Below are 20,395 nucleotides of genomic sequence, written 5' to 3'. Positions count from 1 at the left end.
CACCCGCCGGCTATGAGAAGCGGGTAACCGCCATTGCGTGACTTACCACCGCGCGGTCAGCGCCGTCCGGAAAGTCCGGCCCGGCTCGTTCACCCGGTAGGCCTCGCCGGTAAACAGGTCTTCCCGGCTGACGTGGGGCGCCCAGGTCCTGTCAAACACGTTATCCACTGCCCAGCTCAGCGTGAGGTATTCCATCAGCGGGTGGCTGCCATTGAGGTTGAACACGCCATAGCCCGGAGACGTACTCGGGTCGAGGCCGGAGTCTTCATCAATCCGGTCCTGCCGGCGCGCCAGCATCCATTCCGCCTGGACGGTATGCCCCAGGTGGTGCCAGCCCAGGGTCTGGATGTACTGTACGGGCGGAATCTGCGGCAGCGGCTGATCGGTGTCGCGGTTGGTGCCGCGGACACTGGCCAGTTTGCCGGTGGCACTCCAGGTGCCGTTGCTCCAGCCCAGCTCGCCCTCTACACCGAGCAGGCGGGCATCGATGTTCCGGTAACGGATAACGTCCGGTGCAGGCTCGTAGCGCAGGACGAAATCGTCCACTTCATCCACCCACACTGCCGGGCGCCAGTGCCAGCCGTCATTCTGCCCGGCCAGGCTCAGCTCCAGCTTGTGGTGTTTCTCGGTCTCGAGGTCCGGATTGCCGACCCAGGCAGTGCCCTTGGTGACATAGCGCTCATTGACGCCGGGGGAGCGGACGCTGTGAGACGCGGTCAGTTCCAGGGTGTTGAGCGGCGAGACCCGCCATTCGCCGGTCATGAAACCGCTGATGTTATCGTCGGTGGCTCTGGTATCGGTTACGCCATAGACATTCTGGTAGATCGATGCCGACGACATGGGCATGGCATCGGGTTGCATGGTGAACGTCTCGTCGGCACGGTTGGCATCCATTTCAACCCGGTCATACCGGATGCCCGCGCCCAGGCGCATGTTGATCCGGATACGATGGAAGGCTTCAGCAAACACCCCGACCCGATCACGCTCCACATCGGGCCACAGGAACGACGCTTCGTTGGTCAGATCCATGCCGTTGTACATGGTGGCATCCCAGGTGTTGCTCTCCACATCCACACCGACAGCGATGTCCCTGGTGTAGTTGACGGTCTGGTCCAGCACCAGCCGCGCGCCCTGAGTCCGGGTTTCCGAGAGGGTCTGCATTTTCATGGGCATGCCCATCATCACCGGCGGCTCACGCAGACTGAAATTGTCCATCACATGATCCACATCCGCCTGCCACGCCATCAGGTTCCAGCCACCACTGGCCACCGGCGCCCCCAGTTCCAGGCGGTACATGTCGGTGTCGGTCTTCGGGGCATCCATGCCGGAGGCGTACTTGACGTCCCGCTCTTCCTGGCGACTCACGAGGCCTTTCACATAGAAGCCGCTGTCCGCCGTCCAGGCACCGTCCAGACGACCTTCGGTGTTCTTGAAGGCACTCCGGACGTCGTTGCCATCACCATCCTCGTAATCGTCCGCTTCCTCATAACCGGCAGAAAGACGCAAGAAGCTCTCCCGATCGCCCACAGCGGCACTGCCATTGACCAGCCGGCCTTCACCGTTATCAGAGCCACCGATAGTGAGATGGCCGGTGGTCCGGTTGCCGTCGGCGAAGCCCGGCGCTGCCGTCGAGGCCACCACCTGCCCGCCGGCAATGGGGCCCCAGCGCAGGGTTCGATTGCTGGTACGCACCTCCAGTACCTGGGGTAACGCCGAACTGAGCCGGCTGGTGGGCGGGTCCATCCGGTTGGGGCAGGCCCCCTCGACCCGCATGCCATCGAGTAACACATCCACCCGCTCCTGACCCTGCCCGTGAATCACCGGATCCAGACCACGACCGCCAAGACGGGAAAGCGATACCGAGGGCTCCGAATCCAGTCTCGATACGGGTTCCGGGGCCAGCGCTGCCTCGGACAACCGGGCCGCCTCGGCAGACTGGCCTTCGGTGACTCTGATCAGCAATCGATCATCATCCTGAGCCTGTACAAAGCCTGGAGCGGTGACACATCCGGCCAGCGTCAGGCCGATGATGCGCGCCATGGGTTTTACGGTCATGCTCGTGGATTCCTTACCATTACGGGAGAGGGAAAGTCGGTTAGTTGCCGGTAATGATAAGGACCGACCTGCCCACTGGCTTGGGACACAATGCCGCACCCCGAAGGGGGTATCCCTGGCGAAGGGCCGGGGATAGAATCCGTGACATGGAATGGCTCACTCACTCCCAAACCGGTATCCGCCAGGCGGCCCGTTACCTGCTCGGCATGAGACTGGCGATCGTGACGATCCAGCTGGTCGCGCTTGCTATTGTGGAAACGATGATCACCCTGGCGCACGAAACCGGGGCCCTGTTGTTGTGCCTGGGATACGGTGTACTGGCCACTCTGGGCTGGCTCTGGTTCACGCGCAGGCCTCCGGCTTCCTCACTGGCGGTGAGTGCCGGACTGCTGGCGGATATCATGCTGATTGGCGGCTGGCTGTTTCTGACCGGCGGCTACACCAATCCCCTGGTATCCCTGCTGCTGCTCCCCATTGCCGTTGCCATCATTCTGGTTCCCCTCGGCCAGAGTATCGCCATTACCGCCAGCGGCATTGCCACCTACACGGCACTGGTGCTGTGGCATACCCCGGTTACCCATGACCAACACAGCAACAACCTCGCCCAGCTTCACCTGTTCGGCATGTGGGCAACCTTTGCCCTGACTGCGGCTATCCTGTTGCTGGTGGTCGGCACTCTGGCCCGGAGGCTTCGCCGCCAGCAGCTGCAACTGGCGCAGTTCCGGGAAAACCGGCTGCGGGACGAGCAGATCATCGCCCTCGGCCTGTCCGCCGCCGCCGTGGGTCACCGGCTGGGGACGCCACTGAACACCATGACCCTCCTGCTTGACGAGATCCGCTCGGAAACCGGCCGCAACGGTTCCACTGCCGATGCCGGAGCACTGCAGGAAGACCTGGACACCATGGAACAGCAGATACACCTGTGCAGCCAGCATCTCCAGCAGCTGACCCGTGCAGCCGTGGAGGCGAAGTCTGCGAACCGGGAAATACTGACGGTGGAGGACTGGCTGTCACGTCTCCGGGAATCGGCCACACTGCTCTGGCCCTCCGGTCCGATTCACTGGCAGCGGCCGTTCCCCAAGGTACCGGTTGCGGTCGATGCCACCCTCGACCAGGCGGTACTCAATTTGCTGGCCAACGCCCTGACCGCCAGCCCGGCCTGGGTAAACGTGGCGGCCCATACCCGAACCCCGGGCCGGGTCGAGATTGTCGTGGAGGATCACGGGGAAGGCCTGGAAGCTGCCCTGGAAGGCGCCCCGGGGGAGGAAATCGTCGACTCCAGGAACGGACTCGGAGTTGGCCTGTTCCTGTCCAATGCCACCATCCAGCGCCTGGGGGGAACACTCCGGGCCAGGACCGACGAGCACGGAACCACCATGGTAATCGATCTGCCGGAAGCGGATCCCGATGGAGACAATGCATGAGCCAACACAATCTCTGGCTGATCGTGGATGATGACGCGGCCTTTCTCCAGGTACTGCAACGCTCCCTGGCCCGCCAGGACATCGAAGCGGTGCCTGCCACCACCGGAGCCGAGGCATTGACGCTGATCGAAACACGGGATTTCGGGCGTTGCGTACTCGACCTGAACCTGGCCGGTGAAAGCGGCCTGCAGCTACTCCCCGAACTTCTGGCCCGCAAGCCGGAGCTGGAAGTCCTGGTGCTGACCGGTTATGGCAGTATTGCCACGGCAGTTGAAGCCATGCGCCGGGGGGCTGCCAACTACCTGTGCAAACCGGTCACCGTGAGCCAGCTCGTTACCGGCTTCGATCCTCTGGATGCCCCCCCGGAGCTGCGCCCGGAGCCCCCCTCGGTGGAAGAAATGGAGTGGGAACACATCCAGCGGGTTCTCAATGAGCACGACGGTAATATTTCCGCCACCGCCCGCGCCCTCAACATGCACCGGCGTACGCTCCAGCGTAAACTGCAGAAACATTCCCGCTGGCGGAACTGACAACCGGGCGGGAATCGATAAAAAACTGACGTTCGTCAATTTCTGTCCGGGTCGAGACCGTGCCAACCTACCCGAGTTCGGGTAGCATCCCCGCTTTGCCCTGGAGCCTGCAATATCCGGATAGGCGTTCACACGGCTAACACCCGGTGTCGCTACCCTTGCATGCAGGTGTCACACAAGGAGGCGTGTCCGTAATCCATCAGCGAGACCAGCAGAAGCCAAACTGAATGCCGAAATTGACGGATGTTTTAGCGCCCGGTGGGGGCATTGATGCCGAACGTCTGGCCCTGGTGGCCGCCACGACCCCCAACCTTGTCCTGTTCCTTGACGAAGCCGGCACCATCGAGTGGGTGAATCCGAGTTTCGAACAGCAAACAGGCCACCTGCTGGCCGATGTCCGCGGCCGCCACCCCCGGGATGTTCTCTACGGCCCCGACACCGACCCGGAGACGGTTGCCCGGATCAACCGGCACCTGCACCGCGGAGATACCTTCGCGGAAGACATCCTGCACTATACCCGGTCCGGCACCCCCTACTGGGTTCACAGTTACTGCGTGCCCATCGGCAGGGAGCAGGGCGTTGCCCCCGGCTACATCGTCATCCAGAACAACATTTCCGACCGCAAACACAGCGAGCGCGGGCTCCGGATCGCTGCCAGCGTCTTTGACCGCAGCCACGAAGCCATCCTCATCACTGACCAGAACAACCGCATTCTGGACGTTAACCCGGCGTTCTCACGGATCACCGGTTACAGCCGCGACGAGGTCCTGGGACTGAACCCCGCCATCCTGAGCTCGGGCCGGCACTCGAAAGCCTATTACCAGTCCATGTGGCGCTCCATCGAGAAAACCGACCACTGGCGGGGCGAGATCTGGAACCGCCGGAAAAACGGCGAGGAATTCATCGAAATGCTGTCCATCAGCCGGGTGCACCTGGACGAACCCGGTCAGCATTATTTCGTGGCCGCCTTCTCGGACATTACCGCGCTGAAGAACCACGCCCGGGAGCTCGACCGTGCCGCCAACTATGATGACCTGACCGGCCTGCCCAATCGGCAGCTGCTGGAGGAACGCCTGCGCTCAGCCTGCAACCACGCCGACCGCCAGGGTCGCCGGCTGTCGGTCTGCTGCCTGGACCTGGACGGGTTCAAGGCGGTCAACAACCGGCTGGGCCACAATGCCGGGGACCAGGTGCTGCGCACCCTTGCCGAACGGCTGACGCAAACCCTGCGCAGTGGCGACACCGTTGCCCGCGCGGGAGGCGACGAATTCGTCCTGCTGCTGCAGAGCGACGACACCAGCAACGTCTACCACCGCCTGCTGTCCGTCATCGGAGAACCCATTCCCGTCGAGGGGCAGTCTGTTACGCTGACCGCGAGCCTTGGCATTACCTGCTATCCGGAGGACACCGCCGATGCCGAAGGCCTGATCAGACATGCCGACCAGGCGATGTATTCGGCCAAGGAAAAGGGCCGGAACCAGTTCCACTTCTTCGACGCGGACCTCGACCAGCATCGTCAGAGACGGCGCCAGCAACTGACAGAACTGACCCGGGCGCTCGAGAACGAGGAGTTCGAACTCTACTTCCAGCCCCAGATCCGGCTCTCGGACTGGTCGTTGGCTGGCTTTGAAGCCCTGATCCGTTGGCGACATCCGGAAACCGGGCTTCTGAGTCCCGGCGAGTTCCTGCCCTACGTGGAAAACAGCCATCTGGAAGTGCCCCTGGGCCAGTGGGTTCTCAAGGAAGCGATCCATCAGCTGAACACCTGGCAAGAAGCGGGTTCAGACCTGACGGTAAGCATCAACATCACCGCCCAGCACCTGATGGACCGAAGCTTTGCCGATTACCTGGAGAGTTACCTGCACAGCCACCCGGAGCTTGATCCGGCGCGGGTTACCCTGGAGGTCCTGGAGTCCACTGCCCTGGAGGATACCCGGCATGCCAACCAGGTCCTGACCCGATGCCGGGACCTTGGCCTGCAGGTCGCGCTGGATGACTTCGGTACCGGCTTTTCCTCGCTGACGTATCTGCGCACCCTGCCGATCGATCTGATCAAGATCGACCAGAGTTTCGTCCGCAACATGCTGGACAGCGCCAGCGACAAGGCGATCGTAGAAAGCGTGATTTTCCTGGCTCAGCGCTTCGACCACCCGGTGCTGGCCGAAGGGGTCGAGAATGGCGAACAGGCCAGATTGCTGGCCCACATGGGCTGCAACCAGATCCAGGGCTACGGCATAGCCCCGCCGATACCGGCCGGCGACGTTCTGGACTGGGCCTCCCGGTGGCACCGCCAGAGACAACCGGTCGTGGATCAGGACGGCCTCATCGAAGGCGAAGGTATCTAGGGCCGGTACCGCCGCTGGTCCAGAGTCGTCAGCCGGTCGGGGTGAAAGACCATCAGGCCGGTTACGAAGGTTCCGTTGACGAACCCTTCCGGCAGCATAATCAGGGGCAGGTAACGGATGTACTCGTGAATCAGCTCATCGAAGGTATAGACCCCGCTGGACCAGAGCAACAGGCACATCACCAGGCCGGCCGCCGCGACCGCCAGCCCCGCGCCAAAGAACCCGCAGAAGAAAATATAAGCGAAGAAATTCCGGAAGTTGCGGCGGCGTTCCCACAGCATGATGGCGTGGCTGACCAGTGCCGGCACCATCACCGAAACCAGACCGTTGGCCGCAAACATGATGGCCGGCTCCCGGCCGGTGATGACCGTGATCACCAGCGCCAGCAGGCCACTGAAGACAGCCAGCGCCCACCCCAGCATCAGGGTGATGACGGTCATCCCGAAGATATGGATGGCAAGCCCGGGCGAGATGCCCGCCCGCAGCTGCCATAAAAACCCGAGCGCCACGGCGGCCCCGAAGAAGGAGTGCTGGAGGGCATTATCTTTCCGGAAAGCCCGCCAATCGATCGTGCGGGCGGCCGCCGTCAGGATCAGCAGAAACAACACCGCAGTCACCAGCCATTGACCGGTCGATAACAGGTTTTCCGTCATCCCCATGGCACGCACATCCCCGGACGATCAATTCAGTACAGACACCGGGACAATGATAGCGGGTGAACCCGCCCTGTTACCAAGGCGGGCTTGATCTAGGCAGTCTGCATGGCGTGTTGCCGGTGATTGGTGAGCGTCTGCCAGGCATCGAAGGTGCTCAGAAAAACCTGTCCCCCAAGATGGGCAAGGAATTCCGTATCCCTCAGCCTGTCCATGACCGGGCCCTTGACCTCGGACAGGTGCAGCCGCACGCCGGCATCCTTCAACCGGTCGTTAATGGCCTCCAGACTCTCCAGGGCCGAGGCATCGATCAGGTTCACCGCCGGGCATACCAGCACCAGCTCCCGCAGTTCCGGTTCCCGGGTCACCAGATCCATCACGGTTTCCTCCAGAAACCGGGCATTGGCGAAATACAGGCTTTCGTCCACCCGCAGAAACGTCACTTTCGGGCACAGCTGCACTTCGTGACGCAGCACATTCCGGAAGTGCTCGGTGCCCGGTACACGGCCCACCACCGCACTGTGCGGGCGGCTGGTCCGGTACAGGAACAGGCCGATGGACAGGGCAACTCCGGCTATGATTCCGGCCTCAACGCTGTGCACGAGGGTCAGTACGATGGTGGCCAGCATGGCGCCGAAATCCGTGCGCGAATACCGCCAGGTGCGGGACAGCGCCGGAAGATCGATCAGGGACGAAACCGCCACAATGATGGTGGCGGCCAATGTCGCCTGGGGCAACCAGGCAATGGCCGGGGTCAGGAACAGGGTCGCCAGGGCAATGCCCACGGCAGTGTAGGCTCCTGCAGCCGGGGTTTCCGCGCCGGCATCAAAATTGACCACGGACCGGGAAAAACCGCCGGTTACCGGCATGCCCCCGGAGAAACCGGCGCCCAGGTTTGCGGTTCCCAGCCCGATCAGCTCCTGATCCGGGTCGATCCGCTGGCGGCGCTTGGCGGCCAGGGTCTGCCCTACAGACACCGACTCGACAAATCCCACAATACTGATCAGCAGGGCACTGACTGCCAGCTGGGACCAGAGGCCGGCGTCCAGCGATGGCATCGTGAATTCCGGCAACCCCGCAGGCACCTCACCGACCAGGCGCACACCTGCCTGGTCCAGCTGGAAGAACCAGGCCACCAGGGTGGTCACCACCACGGCGAGAATCGGTGCGGTCTTGGTCAGGATATCCGCCAGCCTCGGTTGCATCCCGAACTGCATCAACAGCGGCTGCAGATACTTGCGTGCCAGCATCAGGAACAGGAGCGCACCGGTCCCTATGGCCAGGGTGTAGGGATTGGTTGTCCCGATGGCCGCCAGCAGTGACTGGCCGATCTCCCACAGGTTATGGCCAGACGCCTGGATACCGAAAATATGCTTGAGCTGGCTGGCTGCAATAACAAGACCGGAGGCGGAGATAAAACCGGAGATCACCGGGTGACTCAGGAAATTCGCCAGAAAACCGAGCCTGAGCACGCCCATCACGGTCAACATCAGGCCCGACATCACCGCCAGCAAGACCGCGCCCGCCAGATACTCGGGGGTGCCTGCATCGGCAATCGGTGCCAGGGCGGCGGCGGTCATCAGTGAGGCCACGGCTACCGGCCCCACCGAAAGGGTCCGGCTGGTGCCGAACACCGCATAGATCACCAGCGGCAGAATGCTCGCATACAACCCCACCTGAGCCGGCAATCCCGCCAGCAGGGCGTACGCCAGGGATTGAGGAATGAGCATGACGGTAACAATGACCGCGGCCACCAGGTCACTGGTGGCCTGGTCACGACCGTACTCCGGCGCCCATTGCAGGACAGGCAGGTACCGTTTGATCAGGTTCATGCGCTGCTCAGAACAGGTTGATCGGGACTTTCAGGTAGACCTGCCCGTTATCCTCCGCCGGCGGCATGGCGCCGGCGCGCATGTTGACCTGAACGGACGGCAGGATCAGCCGTGGCATGTCCAGGGTGGCGTCGCGCTCGGAACGCATCTTCACGAAATCGTCCTCACTGACACCCTCGTGAACATGGACATTCGCTTTGCGCTCCTCCTCCACGGTGGTCTGGAACAGGAACTCGTCCCGGCCCGGCGCGCCATAGTCGTGGCACATGAACAGCCGGGTCTCGGGCGGGAGCGACAACACTTTCTGGATGGACCGGTACAGGGTACGGGCATCACCTCCGGGAAAGTCGCAGCGGGCGGTTCCGAAATCCGGCATGAACAGGGTATCGCCAACAAAAGCCGCGTTGCCGATCACGTAGGTGAGACAGGCCGGGGTATGGCCCGGAGTGTGCAGGACCCGGCCCTCAAGGTTGCCGATCCGGAAGGTATCGCCCTCCCGGAACAGGCTATCGAACTGGCTGCCATCGCGGGCGAAATCGGTTCCGGCGTTAAAGGCTTTGCCGAAGATTTCCTGGACATCCACGATCTTCTCGCCGATGCCGGTCTTGCCACCCAGCTTTTCATGCAGGTAGGGCGCGGCCGACAGGTGGTCGGCATGCACATGGGTCTCGAGGATCCACTCGACCGTCAGGTCGTTGTCGCGGACGTAGCGAATTATCTCATCCGCTGAACGGACGTCCGTGCGGCCGGCGGCGTAGTCAAAATCCAGGACCGAGTCCAGAATTGCGCAAGCCTGGCTATCGGGATCACGGACCACATAGCTGAACGTATTGGTAGGTTCGTCGAAGAAATGCTGGACGACGGGGTTGCTCATGACACTCACCTCGAACATCGATCCTTTTAAATTTGATTCTAAGGATATATTAAAAGGTAATATTGGGTGAAATGCCAATTTCTTCTATCCGTATCCTCCCTGATACCCGGCCGGGTATGCCCCGGCCTGTTCCTGTCAGGTTCAAAGCGATTCCAGCTTGCTCCGGATTTCCTCTCGGCGGCCTGAATCGGCAAGCGGGCGGCTCGGGCGTTCAGGCGCATCAAGCGCCTTGTTCAGGTACTTCCTGGCTCGCTCGGGCTGATCCTGCTCGATCAGGAAATCGCCATAGAAAAAATTGGGGTCAATGCCGTCCGGGTTCAACTCCAGGGCCTTGAGCAGGTAGTGCCTCGCCTTGTCGTCATCCCCGAACCCGAGAGGCCAGCCCGGCACCTGATAGTAAAGACTTCCTAACGAAGTATAGGCCGAGCCCTCAAGGGCTGCCGGATCAATTTCCAGGGCCTTTTCAAGGGCTTTCCGGGCATCCTTGACCAGGCCGAGAGCACCCAGCCCACCCTTGGCACCGGCATAGGTGCTCAGCACAATGCCCTGCCAGATCAGCGGCTCAGCGCGGCCCGGGTAGGCGGCGACGAAAGCCTCGGCCTGCCCGGCCAGTTGTTCGAACGCCTTTTCCTTCCTGTCTTCCGGCAACTGGTACTGGATCTTCGCCCAGCGGGACTGGATACCGGCCAGATCCTTCTCCAGATCACCCGCCAGGGCGGGCATCGCAAGCACGGACGCCATCAACAGAATCATCCACTTCATGACAGTACTCCCGGTTTCAGAAAACGCCGGATGACCGGCAACTGTTTCAGCATGGCCTTGTCGACGATGCGCGGCAGGATGCCGTTGATGACCACGAACAGTTTTTCCGGCCAGCCGAGGAATTTCCGGCGTTCGTCGTTTTCCATGGCCTTGAGGATCTGGGCGGCAACGAATTCCGGGGCATCCATGGTGTTGCCGAGGGCCCGGTTCAACTCGTTGACTGCTGCGGGGTTCATATCGGTAGCGGTGGCACGCGGTGCTACATAGACCACCTGGACCGGGGTGTCCGCCAGCTCCCGTCGCAGCGCCTCGGTGAAGCCGCGTAACCCGAACTTGCTGGCGCAATAGGCGGTATAGCCGGGAAAACCGATGCTGCCGAACGTCGAGCCGACAAACACCAGGGCGCCGTACCCGTTCTTCCGGAATCGGGGAACGAAGTGCCGCCCCACCAGCATGGCCGAGCGCAGGTTTACATTCAGCTGGTTGTCCAGTTCACCGACCGCCATACTGTCCAGCCCGGCAAACCGGTTCTGGCCGGCGCAGTGGATCACACCATCAATGTTGGGATAGGCCTCGCTCAGGCGCACCAGTTGCTCATCCAGATCCGCCGCCGCAAGGTCCAGGTGGGCTACCGATACCCCCTCCCGATGCCCCAGTTTCTCCGGATGCCGGGAGGCGACAATCACCCGGGCGCCGGCCCGGACCAGCGGATCCACAAGCGCCTTGCCGATACCACCGGTTCCGCCCAGCAGAAGGAACACCCGATCATGCAGCCTCATGGCGCGACTCCTTCCGATCGGTCGGCAGAGGAATGCTGTGCAGCATGTCGCCATACAGACGGTAGACCATGCGAGCGGCGGCAATGATCGCCTGCTGGTCGTCCGGATCGGTAATCTCGTTCATCAGATTGCGGAAGAACTCGAAATGCTCCTGGTCCAGCGCGCCGTGGGAGTACAGATAGCTGAACGCCGAATCCGGCAGACCCAGCTGTTTCTGAATGGCTTCGCCCAGCGGGGTGGCCAGCTCGATGGAAGTGCCTTCCAGGACCTGAACCATGCCGAAGAACGCCGCCGGATTGCCGCGGTGGATCCGGTCGTACAGATAGGCAACCATCAGTTCGATCGAGGTGTCGGGAGTGCCGTGACGGATGGCCTCCCTGTCCTCACCGCAGGCTTCCAGGTCGTCGAGGATCCACTCATGGTGGCCGTATTCTTCCTCGATATATTCCACCAGGGCCTTGCGGACGAACTCCAGGCGCTCCGGCAGACGGCCGCCGCAGGCCATCATCAGCGGGACGGTATGTTTGACGTGGTGATAGGCCTGGGTCAGGAACCAGGTGTAACCGGCGAGATCGAAGCGACCCTCGCGGATGGCCTCAATAACCGGCGCGCCCGTCACATGGGCCCGTGCTTCAGCGGTTTCGGATTGCAGACGATCGAAAAAAGCCATGATAGTGTCTCCTGGCGTGTTTGATGAGGTTGAACGGGTCACAGACAGATTCATGAAAACGGGAAAGGCGCCGGCCATCAGTGCGGGCAGGTCCGTCTGGATCCTCTGGCGCATGGGCCGACCGTTGGCGGTAACGTGTCCTTCGGCATGGGTGAGGGGCTGTCGGCGGATGTACACCGCCTCCAGCCTGGCATAGTCAGGCAGTCCCGCATTGAGTCCGGCCAGCCCGGCCCGCAACTGCTCCGGCGAGCGACCATCCCGGATCACGATCAGGGCACTGGGGTTGGGATCGCCGTCCCCGAAGACAACGGCCTGCTCGGCCCCGAGGGCCTGGATCAGTTCACTCTCGAGCCACTCGGGGCTGATGTTGCGGCCAAAACTGGTAATGAGCAGATTCTTGGCGCGGCCATTAACGGTCAGGAATCCTTCCGGATCCAGGGCGCCGAGGTCCCCGGTGTCGAGCCACCCGTCCCCCTTCGGCTCATCCCCGAGATACCCGAGGTGGGTATTGCCGCGGACCAGAATGTGCCGGTCCGCATCCACACGGACCTCAACATGGGACAACGGTTTGCCAACGGTACCTTCGCATTCGTCCCCGGGAACGTTGAGCGCGACCACAGAACTGCACTCGGACAGGCCATAGCCCTCATAGAGCGGGAGTCCGGCGGCCCGGCCCCGAGCCAGTAACTCGGATGACACCCGGCCACCGCCGACCGCGAGGAACCGGAATGCGCCGCTGTCGAGCTGCCCCCTCTCGGCCGCAGCCACCAGCGCCATGGCCAGCTCCGGAACCAGAATCAGTGATTGCGGGGCGCTTCGGTTGATCCCCGCCACCAGGCGGTCCAGGTCCAGACCACTGCTGCCGCTCATTCCCAGGCTGTGCAGTGGCATTACGTTGACCGTGGCGCCCATCAACAGGGGCAGATATACCCCGGCGATGTTCTCAAGCAGGGTCGCCAGCGGCAGGATGCATAAATGCTGCTGCAAGGGCACGCGCGCCAGCCGCTCTTTCAGGGCGCGGGTGGTGGCGGCCATCTGCGCTTCCGACAGACAGACACCTTTGGGCGTGCCGGTACTGCCGGAGGTGAAGGTAATCTTGGCGGTTGTTTCCGGCATCCACGCCCCGGCGCCGGTGACCGGCAGATGCCGCAACCACACGCCATGGCCGATGTGCTCACCGAAGTCTTCCCGCTCGCCGGAGAGCAGACAGTCCAGACTGGCACGTTCGATCAGGTGGGCGGCCTGTGATTTCGAGAAGAACACAGGCACCGGCACACACACCACGCCGGCCATCAGGCAGGCCAGATCCGCCAGAATCCAGGCCATGGAGTTATCCCCACACAGGCCGGCACGCCGGATGCCCAGGCTTCGCAACTGGCTGGCCAGTGCCCCGGCCGCCTGCATCAACTGGCGGTAGCTGAAGCCCGAATCCGGACCCTGAAGAGCCATACGGGAGGAGTGGGCCAGCGCCTGTTGCTGCAGCATGTCAGGCAAGACGGCCATACGCACCTCCCGCGAGTGTGGCTCCGGCGTCGATACCCGCAGCGACGGGCTGGATCATCCTCAACAGGCCGGCCTGACGCAGGGCGGACATGGCCTCCGCGACATTGATGGCCATCACCACCGGGTGATGATCGTAGTACCGGCCCCAACCGGCACCGCCATCGGGCAGGCGCGCCGGGTCCGCGTCTGACAGCATTGCCGTGGCAATACCCAAGCGATGAAAACTGTTACCCAACTGATCGGTACCGGTACACACCACCCAATCGAAACCGGCACCGTCCAACCAGACCGCCAGAGAGGCGAAAAGGTAGCGGCTGACACCCGCCTCAACGCCGGCCAGATGAGCGATCTCGGCGATCCCGGAGCGAGGGACTCCCGGACCCGGCATCACCGATTCCACCGGATCTGACAGATAGTCCTCGAGGAACAGTCGCTCCGCAGCTGCATTGCGCACGCCGACTGCCGCGAGCAAGGTGCCCTGCGCCGTCGAGAGGGCGAGCAACGCCGGAATGCGCAGGGATGGCTCGGCGCCATAGGCCTGCAGGAATCGCCGGCGGATAAATGCTGCCACAGTGTCAGCCATCGCCGTCCCAGGAACGATCTGGCTCAGCCAGCGACCGGCACAACGGATGACCGGAACCACCTCCCGGGACTCCGGGGGACAACAGGTGGACATCGTCAGCGGGTCTGTCATAGGCGCTCTCCAGAAACATCAGGGCGCGATGCCCATTGCACATGACTGCCAGAGTAGAGAGCGAGGCTTAATTGAGCCTTAAGCCCCTGCCGTGGAATTCTTAAGCCGGCCTTAAGGTTTCTGTGGCAGACTGACTTCCGTGTGACCATCAAGGAGCGCCCATGCGCATACTGCTCGTTGAAGATGATCATCTGCTGGCGCGGACCATGCTCGAAATGCTGCGGGACGACCAGAACACGGTGGATTGGCTGGATGATGGCCTCCAGGCGGTCAATGCCCTGGGCGAAGAGCACTTCGACCTGGTCATCCTGGATCTGACGTTGCCCCGGGTGGATGGCCTGGACATCGTCCGGCGCACCCGGCAGCAGGGCAATCAGACGCCGATTATCATTCTGACCGCCCGGTCGGATCTGGATGAGAAGTTGCAGGGCCTCGATGCCGGTGCCGATGACTACCTGACCAAGCCGTTTGCCATGGCCGAACTCAAGGCCCGGATCCGTGCCGTTACCCGGCGTGGCACTACGGGCAACTCGCCGGCCGGGCTGAGTGTCGGCCAACTCACCCTGGATACGCAGAGCGGCCACCTGGCCATCGGTGGCAATACCGTTGCCCTGCCCCGCAGCGAGTACCAGATCCTGCATTACCTCATGCGCCACCCGGACCAGGTGGCCACCCGCCGCCGGCTTGAGGAACAACTCTATGGCTGGGAACAGGGTGCGGAAAGCAATGCTCTGGAAGTGCATGTTCACCACTTGCGCCGTCGGGTGGGCAAGCAAACCATCCGCACAGTGCGGGGTGTGGGGTATCTTCTCGACAGCCAGGCGGCAGAGGAACTGGCATGTCCCTGACCCGAACCCTGACACTCCTGGTCACCTCCACGGTTCTTCTGATTGCGCTGATTGCCGCGGTCTGGAGCTACATCGAAAGCAACCATGAACTGGAAGAACTGTTCGACGCGGAACTGGCGCAAAGCACCCGGATAGTCCAGGGACTCGTCCGCCACCTGGTCGACACCCAGTCTCTGGAGCAACTGGGGCAAACACTCAGCGAGACCCTGCAGCCACCGCTCGCCGGTAATGCGACCGTTGATTTCGAAACCGACGAGGACGAGATTCTTCCAGGCGGGACCGGCCACAAATATGAAAAGAAGCTGGCCTTCGAGGTCTGGACGCCTGATCGCAAGCCACTGCTGGACACACTGAAAGCCGATGACGCGGAGGGACTGGTGCCGGGCTACGCCTGGGCCGAATCCAGCGGTTTCCGCTGGCGCACGTTCACACTCCAGGACCCGGCTACCGGTTTCTGGATCCGTACCGCCCAGCGTGAAGATATCCGCGAGGAACTGAGCCAGGAACTGGCCCTGGGCAATGTCCTGCCCCTGCTGATCGCGCTTCCCCTGCTCCTCGTTGCCGCAAGTGCAGCGATTCAGGTGGGATTCCGTCCGTTACGGCGACTGGAACGTCCCATTCGCCACATGGCTCCGGAACGCATTCACCCACTGGATGACCGGCAAGCCCCCAGGGAAGTGGCGGGCCTGGTTCACGCTGTCAACGGCTTGCTGAAACGCCTTAATCAGGCCCTGGAGCGGGAGCGACGCTTCTCCGCCGATGCCGCCCATGAGCTCCGGACGCCGCTGGCGGCGCTGCGCCTTAATCTCGAGAAAGCCTGTGGAGATGACCCGGATCGGTTTGCAGACCTGATATTTTCCGTGGACAGGATGGTGCATCTGGTGGAGCAGATGCTGTTGCTGAACCGGGTCGATTCCGGCACGGACTTCACGCCGGAGTATCATAACCTGTCGGAAATTCTGGAGCAGAGCATTGCCGATGTGGCACCACTGGCACTCAGGAAGGATATCGACCCGGTCCTGGAAGATGAAACGGTCCAGGCTCTGGCATGCTGCCATGGGGCGCTGATCAATACCCTCATGCGGTCGCTGCTCGCCAATGCCATCCAATACAGCCCCGAGCACACCACCATTACAACCCGCCTCGCAGCCTCCGGCGAGGGCTACCACATTTCCGTCTGCGACCAGGGGCCGGGTATCCCCGCAGCTGAGCGAGAACGGGCCCTCAGCCGTTTCGTCCGGCTGGACCAGCGCCTCGGAGGCGGGGCCGGGCTTGGCCTGGCTATCGCTCGACGCATTGCCGAACTCCACGGCGGCCAGCTTACCCTGAGCGACCGCCCGGACGGGCAATCCGGCCTCTGTGTGAATATCTGGCTGCCCGCCCGAACCTCTGCCGCTTAAGGTTGAATTAAGGTTTAGGGACGATACTGCGGCGACTAACAACAGGAGTCGCGAGCCGGCCCTGTGGAGTTCATGCGGTCGGAGGTGAGTCTTTATGGGTCATGGAAAAACGCTGTCAGTAGTCATTCCCGCCAGGGATGAGCAGGAGAATATCGGGGGCCTTCTGACCGAAACCTTCAGGGTGATGCGAACCTATCCCGGCTTCGAGGTGGTTCTGGTGGATGATGGCAGCACCGACCAGACACGTGACGCCGCTGAACGCGCAGCCCGGGCCGTGGGAGGACGTCTGGTGACTATCCGCCACGACCAGAGCATCGGCCAGAGTGGTGCACTGGCTACCGGTGTCCGGCAGGCCCGGGGCCAGTTGATCGTCACCATGGATGGCGATGGCCAGAACGACCCCGCAGACATCCCTGCCCTGCTGCAAAAAGCCAACAGCATGCGGGCCGAGCATTTCTGCATTGCCGGCTATCGCAAGACCCGCAAGGACACCGCCTGGAAGCGCTTCCAGTCCAAACTGGCCAATCGGGTACGCGATGCCCTGTTGCACGATGGTGTTCCGGATACCGGTTGCGGGCTCAAGCTGTTTCCCCGGCAAACCTTTCTGATGCTGCCCTGGTTTGATCATGCCCATCGCTTCATTCCGGCACTGGTCAAAGCCATTGACGGCGAAGTTGCGGTGGTTGAAGTCCACCACCGGCCACGCACCGCCGGGACTTCCAAATACAATGCGTGGAACCGCGCCTGGGCCGGGATACTGGACCTGCTGGGCGTGCTCTGGCTACTGCACCGAACCCGGGTTCCCGCCATTTCCGGAACACAGGAGTCCGAAGCGACGGCCGCGGAGCACTCCTGACATGCACCGGAACGTTCGCGGACTGGCAATCGCGGTACTGGCACTGGCCGGCTACCTGGCTACCCAGCAGGGCTGGCTCGATTTTCTGGCAGATCAGAATCGGGTGGCCACTTACCTCCACGGGCATGGTGGCACCGGATTCCTGGCAGTCACCCTTGCCGGAGCCCTGTTCACGGGGCTCGGTGCACCCCGGCAGTTGCTGGCTTTTGTGCTGGGATTTGCGCTGGGAGGCCTCAACGGCACCCTGCTGTCGACATTGGCAACGGCTATGGGCGCTGCCGGTGGCTTCTTCACGGCGAGATGGTTGCTTCGGGGACCCGTGGCGCGGAGATTTGGTCAGCACATGGAGAAGTTTGACGGCCTGTTCCGGGACCGGGCCATGGCGAAAGTTCTGCTGATTCGCCTTTTGCCCGTGGGCAGCAATCTGGTTACCAATCTTGTTGCCGGTTGCACCACTGTACGATTTGCGCCGTTTCTGGCGGGCAGTGTCCTGGGCTACCTCCCGCAGATGCTGGTATTTGCACTGGCAGGGGCAGGCATTGGCAGTGCCGATAAATACCAGCTGCTGCTGAGTGTAGCCCTGCTTATTCCCGCCTCGCTGCTGGGCGTTTTTCTCTATCGCAATCACAGGACCAGAGGACTGGTCACTGCCATTTCCGAGCATTCCTGAGACCAGACCATGCCCTCGTCACCACTTGTTCGCCGGCTCCCGGAGCTTCTGTTCGGTTTGCCCCGCAACCAGTTACTGCTGGTACTGCTGGCCTTTTCAGCGGTCTTCATTTTCACCGGCATCGGCCTCCGCTCGCCCTGGCCCGCCGACGAACCCCGGTTTGCCGAAGTTGCCCGGGAGATGGTGGCGTCCGGGCAATGGCTCATCCCCATGCGCGGCGGTGAGTTCTATCCGGACAAGCCACCGGTGTTCATGTGGAGTATTGCTCTGTTCTACTGGCTCACCGGCAACCTGAAAGTCGCCTTTCTCTTGCCGAACGCCCTGTGCAGCCTGCTCACTCTCGGGCTGGTCTTTGACATCGGCACCCGCCTCTGGAACCAGCGCACCGGCGCCGTCGCTCTCTTGCTGGTGCTGCTTGCGCCACAATTCCTGCTCCAGGCCCAGAAAGCACAGATCGATGCCATGGTCGCCTGCTGGATCATGGTGGCGTGCTATGGCCTGCTCCGGCACTTTTTCACCGGTCCGTCCTGGGGCTGGTATTTCACCGCCTGGGCCTTCATGGGCCTCGGGATTATCACCAAGGGCGTCGGATTCCTGCCGGCGCTGATGCTTATTCCCATTGCGGCGATGAAGTTCCGTGACCGGACCCTGTTTACCGATACGCTGACCTGGCGAAGCGCGCTGGGGCCGCTGGCCATGCTCGCGGTCGTTGCCGCCTGGCTGGTTCCGATGGTGTTGTACGTCAATGCGCTGGGCACCGACGAGGCGCTGGCCTACCGGAACAACATCCTGTCCAAGCAGACCGGGGAGCGCTACGCCGATTCCTGGGGGCATCTCCAGCCCTGGTATTACTACCTCACCAGCGTGATTCCGTCGCTGTGGTTTCCGCTGCCCCTGCTGTTAATTGCGCTATGGCGGCCACTTGCCGACAGCGTCCGCCAACGTCCTGTGATTCCCGTGCTATTGATCTGGATTGCCCTGGTGATTGTGTTCTTCAGTCTGAGTCCGGGCAAACGGGGCGTGTATCTGTTACCGGCCCTGCCCATGCTCGCGTTGAGCCTGGCGCCCCTGCTGAGCACCCAACGGCCCGCGGGCTGGTTTCCGCCCTTACTGACCGGGGTGCACCTGATACTGGCCATGGTCCTGATCACGGTCGGTGTATTGGCCTGGACCGATCACCCCAAACTGGTGGAAAAGGTCAGCGACTACAGTCGCGATCCCGCCCGTCTGCACGAAGCCGGCACACTGGTGCTCACGGTCGGGCTGGTCTGGCTGGTCACCCTGTTCGGATTCTGGCGTTCCCGGGCATTGGGGCGCCTGTTCGTGGCGCTGATGGTCACGTGGCTGCTGCTGAGCACCTGGGGCTACCGGATCCTTGAACCCCTTCGCACCCCACGCAACATTCTGGCTGCGGCCGAGCAGCAAGTTCCGGCCGACGCCCAACTCGGCATGATCGACTTCCGGGAACAGTTCATCCTGTTCTCCAGACTGGATTTTGTGCATTTCAGCTTCTTCAGCGGGCTGCGTGAGGAAGAGCGCAATGCCTGGAAATGGATGAGCGAGGGCGACAACCGGTACATCCTGGCCGCCGACAACCTGGACCTGGAGTGCTTTACGCTGGACGGAGGCAGAGAACTGGGTGTTGCCCACCGTGAACGCTGGCTGCTGCTCGGACCGGATCAGATGGCACCGGACTGCAGCCCGCCGGCGAAGGTCCGCCAGTTCACGACGGAAAGGCCCGGACGCTGGATGGACTGACGGAAACCGACAAAGTGCCTTCCTGACAGGTTCAGTTGTCCACGGTAAAGGACACAATCCGGGACAGATGACTCACCGGCAGACCGGTCTCCCGATGCCACTGGTTGAAAGCCTCCTGCGCCTGTCTCAGGCCCTTCCCGCTGGTTGGCGAGGCATCGAGGATGCCCGCCCGGGTCAGCGCCGTGACCACATCCCGGGACAGTACGAAGCCGTCCCAGCCAACCCGGCGCAGGAAGTACTGGGCGGTGTTGCCACCGAGGCGCGCGCCGTTGCGCTTGAGCCACATCAGCAGGCCCGCCTGATCATCCTGCGGCCACTGGGCGAGGAAGTTGCCGAAGCTGCCACACTCCCGTGCGGCGTCCATGATCATCCGGGCGTTTTCCGGCACGGTCCGGATTTTCTGCATATTGCGGACAATGCGCTCATCGGCGGCCAGTTCTTCCAACACTTCCGGCGGCACCTGCTGCCAATAGGCGGGCACGAAGCCGTGAAATGCTGCCTCGAAGTCCGGCCACTTGTTCTCGATGACCCGCCAGACAAAGCCGGCCTTGAAGACGCACCGGGTCACTTCTGACAGGTAGCGATCATCACTGGTAGCCTCCAGCACGCCCGGCTCCGGGCGCTTTGGCAGCAATGCCTGCAGGGCCTGTTCACCGCCTTTACGGATCAGGGCCTGGTCATGAAATTCGGAGAAGGCCGGAATCTTTGCCGTACTCATGATGGTCACACCACTCTCGGGAAT

Annotated in this window: 17 protein-coding genes; 8 read left to right on the top strand and 9 right to left on the bottom strand. The window is 62.4% G+C overall.

All coding sequences use genetic code 11. The features are described 5' to 3' along the window. Positions 1-42: 42 nt before the first annotated feature. Positions 43-2,055, bottom strand: a complete 2,013-nt coding sequence (locus MD273_RS12615; protein ID WP_239038141.1) for a TonB-dependent receptor domain-containing protein — start codon at positions 2,053-2,055, stop codon at positions 43-45. A gap of 146 nt (positions 2,056-2,201) precedes the next feature. Here MD273_RS12615 and MD273_RS12610 point away from each other — a divergent pair, with 146 nt between their 5' ends. The 3 genes from MD273_RS12610 (at position 2,202) to MD273_RS12600 (ending at position 6,354) form a co-directional block, all read left to right on the top strand. Then, the gene (locus tag MD273_RS12610) at positions 2,202-3,479 is read left to right on the top strand and encodes a sensor histidine kinase (protein WP_239038140.1); all 1,278 of its coding nucleotides are present in this window, start codon (positions 2,202-2,204) and stop codon (positions 3,477-3,479) included. Then, positions 3,476-4,009 (top strand): response regulator transcription factor, encoded by a 534-nt coding sequence (locus MD273_RS12605; protein ID WP_239038139.1) that lies wholly within the window; start codon positions 3,476-3,478, stop codon positions 4,007-4,009. Before MD273_RS12610 ends, MD273_RS12605 begins: the two co-directional genes overlap by 4 nt. A gap of 227 nt (positions 4,010-4,236) precedes the next feature. Beyond that, on the top strand, positions 4,237-6,354 hold the full coding sequence (locus MD273_RS12600; RefSeq protein WP_239038138.1) for a GGDEF and EAL domain-containing protein: 2,118 nt from the start codon (positions 4,237-4,239) through the stop codon (positions 6,352-6,354). On the opposite strand, the gene MD273_RS12595 is transcribed toward MD273_RS12600, so the two are convergent. The 7 genes from MD273_RS12595 to MD273_RS12565 all read right to left on the bottom strand — a co-directional run bounded on the left by MD273_RS12595 (position 6,351) and on the right by MD273_RS12565 (position 14,121). After that, on the bottom strand, positions 6,351-7,013 hold the full coding sequence (locus MD273_RS12595) for an energy-coupling factor ABC transporter permease (protein WP_239038137.1): 663 nt from the start codon (positions 7,011-7,013) through the stop codon (positions 6,351-6,353). The two genes, MD273_RS12600 and MD273_RS12595, sit on opposite strands and share 4 nt — an antisense overlap. A gap of 89 nt (positions 7,014-7,102) precedes the next feature. Further along, positions 7,103-8,839, bottom strand: a complete 1,737-nt coding sequence (locus MD273_RS12590) for a SulP family inorganic anion transporter (RefSeq protein WP_239038136.1) — start codon at positions 8,837-8,839, stop codon at positions 7,103-7,105. 7 nt (positions 8,840-8,846) lie between these two features. Then, positions 8,847-9,713 carry an MBL fold metallo-hydrolase gene (locus tag MD273_RS12585; RefSeq protein WP_239038135.1) on the bottom strand — a complete coding sequence of 289 codons (867 nt, stop codon included), beginning with the start codon at positions 9,711-9,713 and terminating at the stop codon, positions 8,847-8,849. 141 nt (positions 9,714-9,854) lie between these two features. Next, positions 9,855-10,475 carry a tetratricopeptide repeat protein gene (locus MD273_RS12580; RefSeq protein ID WP_239038134.1) on the bottom strand — a complete coding sequence of 207 codons (621 nt, stop codon included), beginning with the start codon at positions 10,473-10,475 and terminating at the stop codon, positions 9,855-9,857. After that, a complete protein-coding gene (locus tag MD273_RS12575; protein WP_239038133.1) occupies positions 10,472-11,254 on the bottom strand; it encodes an SDR family oxidoreductase in 783 nt (260 codons plus the stop codon). Before MD273_RS12575 ends, MD273_RS12580 begins: the two co-directional genes overlap by 4 nt. Beyond that, positions 11,241-13,427, bottom strand: a complete 2,187-nt coding sequence (locus MD273_RS12570) for an AMP-binding protein (protein ID WP_239038132.1) — start codon at positions 13,425-13,427, stop codon at positions 11,241-11,243. The genes MD273_RS12575 and MD273_RS12570 overlap by 14 nt, the downstream gene beginning before the upstream one ends. Next, positions 13,411-14,121, bottom strand: coding sequence for a thermostable hemolysin (locus MD273_RS12565; RefSeq protein ID WP_239038131.1), 711 nt, complete (start codon positions 14,119-14,121; stop codon positions 13,411-13,413). Before MD273_RS12565 ends, MD273_RS12570 begins: the two co-directional genes overlap by 17 nt. A gap of 161 nt (positions 14,122-14,282) precedes the next feature. Here MD273_RS12565 and MD273_RS12560 point away from each other — a divergent pair, with 161 nt between their 5' ends. From MD273_RS12560 to MD273_RS12540, 5 genes are all read left to right on the top strand, one after another. Beyond that, the gene (locus MD273_RS12560) at positions 14,283-14,969 is read left to right on the top strand and encodes a response regulator transcription factor (protein ID WP_239038130.1); all 687 of its coding nucleotides are present in this window, start codon (positions 14,283-14,285) and stop codon (positions 14,967-14,969) included. After that, positions 14,960-16,369 carry an ATP-binding protein gene (locus MD273_RS12555; protein ID WP_239038129.1) on the top strand — a complete coding sequence of 470 codons (1,410 nt, stop codon included), beginning with the start codon at positions 14,960-14,962 and terminating at the stop codon, positions 16,367-16,369. Before MD273_RS12560 ends, MD273_RS12555 begins: the two co-directional genes overlap by 10 nt. A 94-nt stretch (positions 16,370-16,463) precedes the next feature. Then, positions 16,464-17,225, top strand: a complete 762-nt coding sequence (locus tag MD273_RS12550; RefSeq protein ID WP_239038128.1) for a glycosyltransferase family 2 protein — start codon at positions 16,464-16,466, stop codon at positions 17,223-17,225. Position 17,226: 1 nt separating this feature from the next. Then, complete coding sequence (locus MD273_RS12545; protein WP_239038127.1) at positions 17,227-17,895, top strand: TVP38/TMEM64 family protein; 669 nt, start codon at positions 17,227-17,229, stop codon at positions 17,893-17,895. A 9-nt stretch (positions 17,896-17,904) separates the two neighbouring features. After that, a complete protein-coding gene (locus MD273_RS12540) occupies positions 17,905-19,653 on the top strand; it encodes an ArnT family glycosyltransferase (RefSeq protein ID WP_239038126.1) in 1,749 nt (582 codons plus the stop codon). A gap of 31 nt (positions 19,654-19,684) precedes the next feature. Here the strand turns inward: MD273_RS12540 and MD273_RS12535 are convergent, their stop codons facing one another. Next, positions 19,685-20,371, bottom strand: coding sequence for a DNA-3-methyladenine glycosylase I (locus MD273_RS12535; RefSeq protein ID WP_239038125.1), 687 nt, complete (start codon positions 20,369-20,371; stop codon positions 19,685-19,687). Between the last annotated feature and the right edge of the window lie 24 nt (positions 20,372-20,395).

This window comes from Marinobacter sp. C7 (assembly GCF_022343555.1).
Taxonomy (GTDB): Bacteria; Pseudomonadota; Gammaproteobacteria; order Pseudomonadales; family Oleiphilaceae; genus Marinobacter.
The sequence above is the reverse complement of the archived record's forward strand: the minus strand, read 5'-3'. Positions and strand labels throughout refer to the sequence as shown.